The organism is Polaromonas sp., from assembly GCF_031411155.1.
Lineage (GTDB): Bacteria > Pseudomonadota > Gammaproteobacteria > Burkholderiales > Burkholderiaceae_C > Polaromonas.
Window position 1 is genome coordinate 1 of sequence record NZ_JANOAL010000176.1, and the last position, 4,609, is coordinate 4,609.

Annotated in this window: 4 protein-coding genes; 1 reads left to right on the forward strand and 3 read right to left on the reverse strand. The window is 65.8% G+C overall.

Annotation, left to right across the window (positions count from 1 at the left end):
- The 3 genes from RMO23_RS11410 to RMO23_RS11420 all read right to left on the reverse strand — a co-directional run.
- Positions 1-348 (reverse strand): MlaD family protein (locus RMO23_RS11410; protein ID WP_309681544.1); only part of this gene is annotated, 348 nt, incomplete at its 3' end.
- Between the two features lie 24 nt (positions 349-372).
- A complete protein-coding gene (locus RMO23_RS11415) occupies positions 373-1,161 on the reverse strand; it encodes an ATP-binding cassette domain-containing protein (RefSeq protein WP_309681546.1) in 789 nt (262 codons plus the stop codon).
- Positions 1,158-2,315, reverse strand: coding sequence for an ABC transporter permease (locus RMO23_RS11420; protein WP_309681548.1), 1,158 nt, complete (start codon positions 2,313-2,315; stop codon positions 1,158-1,160). Before RMO23_RS11420 ends, RMO23_RS11415 begins: the two co-directional genes overlap by 4 nt.
- 313 nt (positions 2,316-2,628) lie before the next feature.
- Here RMO23_RS11420 and RMO23_RS11425 point away from each other — a divergent pair, with 313 nt between their 5' ends.
- Positions 2,629-4,398 (forward strand): GMC family oxidoreductase N-terminal domain-containing protein, encoded by a 1,770-nt coding sequence (locus RMO23_RS11425; protein ID WP_309681550.1) that lies wholly within the window; start codon positions 2,629-2,631, stop codon positions 4,396-4,398.
- Positions 4,399-4,609 lie beyond the last annotated feature (211 nt).

Below are 4,609 nucleotides of genomic sequence, written 5' to 3' on the forward strand. Positions count from 1 at the left end.
CTCGCCCTCGTCGTCGAGCTGGATGAAACCGAGACCGGTCACGCCCTGCGAGGCCACCGTGGCAAAGGTCGATTTGGTGACGGGCGCGCTGCGGTCTATGGACACGCGCACCAGCACATTGCCCTTGTTTTTCAGGTCAAAACCGATCAGCTCGACCTTGCCGACCGGCACGCCGCGGTAGCGCACGACCGACTGCGGCTGCAGGCCCGAAATGGTTTCGCTGGTGCTCAGTTCATACAGGTCGCGCTCGGTTTTGTCGCGCGTGAGCCAGATCGCCAGCAGCGCCAGCAGGGCGGTGATCACCAGCACGAAGGCGCCGGCGGCCAGGGCATGGGCCTTGTTTTCCATGATGAAACCTTTCTGCTTGTTTTCTCAAGCGGCTTGCGGGGCGTCGCGCAGTAGCGCCATCGCGCGCTGGCCTCGCTCGCCCAGAAAAAACTCTTCAATGAACGGGTGCGAAAACGCCACCACCTCTTTGGGCGGCGCGTTGATGATGACCTTCTGGTCGGCCAGCACGGCAATCCGGGTGCTGAGCTCGAACACCGTGTCCAGATCGTGCGTGACCATCACCACGGTCAACTCCATGTCCTTGTGCAGCGAGCGCAGCAGCGCGCAAAAGCTGTCGGCGCTGGCCGGGTCCAGCCCGGCGGTGGGCTCGTCGAGCAGCAACAGCGGCGGGTCCATGATCAGCGCGCGGCCCAGCGCCACCCGCTTGACCATGCCGCCCGACAGGTCGCTGGGCATCTTCTCGGCCACGTCAGCGGCCAGCCCCACCATCTGCAGCTTGACCATGGCCGCCTGGCGGATCAGCGCGGGCGGCAAGGTGCCCTGCTCGCGCAGCGGAAAGGCAATGTTTTCGAGCACGGTGAAGGCCGAAAACAGCGCACCCTGCTGAAACAGCATGCCGACACGGCTGGCTGCGCCGCGCTTGCCGAGCTCGGCCGCCGGCTTGCCGAGCACGCTGATCTCGCCCCGGGCCGGATGCTCCAGCCCCAGGATCTGGCGCAGCAGCACGGTCTTGCCGGTGCCCGAGCCGCCCACCAGCGAGGTGATCTCGCCGCGCTCCACCGTCAGGTCCAAGTCCTTGTGGATGACCGCTTTTTTCTCACCGTTCTGAAAAACGGTCCACAGTTTGCGGATGTCGACGACAGCGTCGGTCATATGCCGATATTTTTAAAAAGCACGGCAAACAGCGCGTCGACCAATATGACGACCGTGATCGAGGTCACCACCGAGGCCGTCGTGCCCTGGCCCAGGCTTTCGGTGTTGGGCTTGACGCGCAGGCCGTAGTGGCAGCCCACCAGCGCGATCAGCACGCCAAACACCACCGACTTGCCGGTGGCCAGCGTCAGGTTGGAGGCCTCCACCGCCGCCGGCAGCGAGTTGATGAAAAAGGCCGGTGTCACGCCCATCGCCACGTCGGCCGCCAGCATGCCGCCCAGCAAGGCGGCCAGCGTGGTCCAGACGCTGATCAGCGGCATCACCAGCGCCAGCGCCAGCGCGCGCGGCATCACCAGCCGAAAGCCGCGCGCAATGCCCATCACGCGCATGGCGTCGAGTTCCTCGGTGACGCGCATCACGCCAATCTGCGCGGTGATGGCCGAGCCGCTGCGCCCGGCAATCAAAATCGCGGCCAGCACCGGCCCGAGCTCGCGGATCAGCGAGATGCCCAGAATGTTGACGATGAAGGCATCGGCGCCAAACTGGCGCAGCTGCTGCGAGATCAGGTAGGCCAGCACCACGCCGATCAAAAACCCCACCAGCGCGGTGATCGGCAGTGCCGTGGCGCCAATGTGATACAGGTGGCCCGACAAATCGCGCCACGGGCCCTGCTGTGGCCGCCGGATCAGCCGGATGATGTCGAGCAGCAGCTGGCCCACCAGCCGCAGCAAGCCCTTGGCATGGTCGATCAGGCGCAGCACGCGGCTGCCCAGCACGATGAAGAGCTCGACCCAGCGGGGCTGCCGGCGCGACTTCGGCGGGTCCACCGTGAATTTGGCCACGGTCTCCAGCAGCGTGCGCTGGCTCGGCTCCATGTCAAGCTGCGCGGGCCAGGCGCGGCCCCAGTGGTTCCACAGCACCTGGGCGCCCAGGTAGTCAAGTTTTTCCAGCTGGCCCAGCTGCCAGCGCACGGCTGCGGCCTGGCCGGCGCCGCCAGCGTCGTCGTGCAAGGCTTGCAGTTGCTCGGTCAGCGCCTGCCAGACCGTTTGGCGCGTCAGGCCGGCCGCCGTCCAGGCCCCGCGCACGACCATCAGCCGGCCCTCGGGGCCGTCCTGCTGTTCGATGCGGGGCGTGGAGTCGTCTTCCATAAGCATGCTGGACGGGAACCGGGCGCGCACCGGCCAGCCTTGTCAACGCGCAAAAATATCATGGTAACTGCTGGACCCACCAATCGCGGTGCGTGCCCGCGCTGTAGCGCTGGCGTCCTACAGCAGCGCGGCGCAGATACCGGCCCAGCGGGTATTCCCCGCCGCGCAGGGAGCCGGGTTTTTGCCACAATCACTGCCAGGGCCGGTTCACCCCGTCAGCGCGGCGTTAGGCTGCACGGGCAGGATGGCCCCTCCCCCGGCCCGCCAGCCACCGCCGACAGCGCCAGCAGCGTCAAAATCCGCAAGACAAGAAACCCCGATGCAAGACAACAAGCAAGACCGAAAACACGACGAAGCCCTGGTGTTTGACTACATCATCATTGGCGGCGGCACGGCCGGCAGCCTGCTGGCCAACCGCCTGAGCGCCGATGCGTCCAAGCGCGTGCTGCTGATCGAGGCCGGCCGCCGCGACGACTACCACTGGATTCACATTCCGGTGGGCTACCTGTACTGCATTGGCAACCCGCGCACCGACTGGCTTTACAACACCGAGCCGGACGCGGGCCTCAATGGCCGCTCGCTGCGCTACCCGCGCGGCAAGACGCTGGGCGGCAGCTCCAGCATCAACGGCATGATTTACATGCGCGGCCAGGCGCGCGACTACGACCAGTGGGCGCAGCTGACCGGCGACGACGCCTGGCGCTGGGACCAGGCGCTGCCGTACTTCAAGCTGCACGAAGACTATTACAAGGGCGCCGACGCCCTGCACGGCGCGCGCGGCGTGGCCCCGGAGCTGATGCAGGACAAGACCGTTGCCTACCAGAAGCTGCTGCGCCACCACAACGCGGGTGGCGAGTGGCGCATCGAAAAGCAGCGCCTGCGCTGGGACATTCTGGATGCGTTTGCCGCGGCGGCGACCCAGGCCGGCATTCCGGCCACCGACGACTTCAACCGCGGCAACAACGAGGGCGTGGGCTATTTTGAAGTGAATCAGAAAAACGGCTGGCGCTGGAACACCGCCAAGGCCTTTTTGCGGCCGACCTGCTTTGGCCGACCCAATTTTGAGCTCTGGACCAGCGCCCAGGTCAGCAAGCTGGTGATTGAAAAGCAGGCCGATGGCGGCCAGCGCTGCACCGGCGTGGAGGTGTGGACCGGCGAGGAACGCGTGACGGCGCTGGCCACGCGCGATTCAGGCAAGGACCAGGGGCTGATCGGCGAGGTCATTCTGTGCGCCGGCAGCATCGGCTCGCCGCAGATTCTGCAGCTCTCGGGCATTGGCCCGGCGGCGCTGCTGCAGCAGCACGGCATTGCGCTGGTGCAAGACCTGCCCGGCGTCGGCGCCAACCTGCAGGACCACCTGCAGATCCGCTCGGTCTACAAAATCCAGGGCGACAAGCGCTGGGGCCTGTCGCTCAACACCATGGCCAATTCGCTCTGGGGCAAGGCCCGCATCGGGCTCGAATACGCGCTGCGCCAGACCGGGCCGATGAGCATGGCGCCGTCGCAACTGGGGGCCTTTACCCGCAGCTCGCCCGACCAGCCCTGGCCCAATATCGAGTACCACGTGCAGCCGCTGTCACTCGATGCCTTTGGCGAGCCGCTGCACAGCTTCAACGCCTTTACCGCCAGCGTCTGCAACCTGAACCCGACCAGCCGCGGCAGCGTCAACATCAAGAGCCCGCGTTTTGAAGACGCGCCGGCGATTGCGCCCAACTACCTGAACACGGCGGCCGACCGCCAGGTGGCGGCCGATTCGCTGCGCGTGACGCGCAAGATCGTCAGCCAGAGCGCGCTGGCCAAGTACCAGCCCGAGGAGTTCAAGCCCGGCCTGCAGTTTCAGACCGACGAAGAGCTGGCGCGGCTGGCCGGCGACATTGCCACCACCATTTTTCACCCGGTCGGCACCACCAAGATGGGCAAGGCCGATGACGCGATGGCGGTGGTCGACTCGCATTTGCGGGTGCGCGGCATACGCGGCCTGCGCGTGGTCGATGCCGGCGTCATGCCGCTGATCACCAGCGGCAACACCAATTCGCCGACGCTGATGATTGCCGAGAAGGCCGCCGAGTGGATCCAGGCGGGCATTTAGGCGCTGGTCGGCCCTAAACAGTGCGGGAAACTCCCAATGCGCCAGCACGGTGCACGGGCTACATTGGTGGTCTTGCCGACGAGCCCTGCTGCTCGCAACGCGAGGAGCCGAGGAGACACACAAGAGAGCAATAAAGATTTACAAACAAACATTCCACAAGATGTTTTTTTGACAAAGCGCTGGTAACCCCAGCGCTTTTTTTATGCCCCCC

Bases quoted from the DNA above. Each gene is read 5' to 3' on its own strand.
- RMO23_RS11425 (WP_309681550.1), top strand. From the start codon at position 2,629: ATGCAAGACAACAAGCAAGACCGAAAACACGACGAAGCCCTGGTGTTT.
- RMO23_RS11415 (WP_309681546.1), bottom strand. From the start codon at position 1,161: ATGACCGACGCTGTCGTCGACATCCGCAAACTGTGGACCGTTTTTCAG.
- RMO23_RS11420 (WP_309681548.1), bottom strand. From the start codon at position 2,315: ATGCTTATGGAAGACGACTCCACGCCCCGCATCGAACAGCAGGACGGC.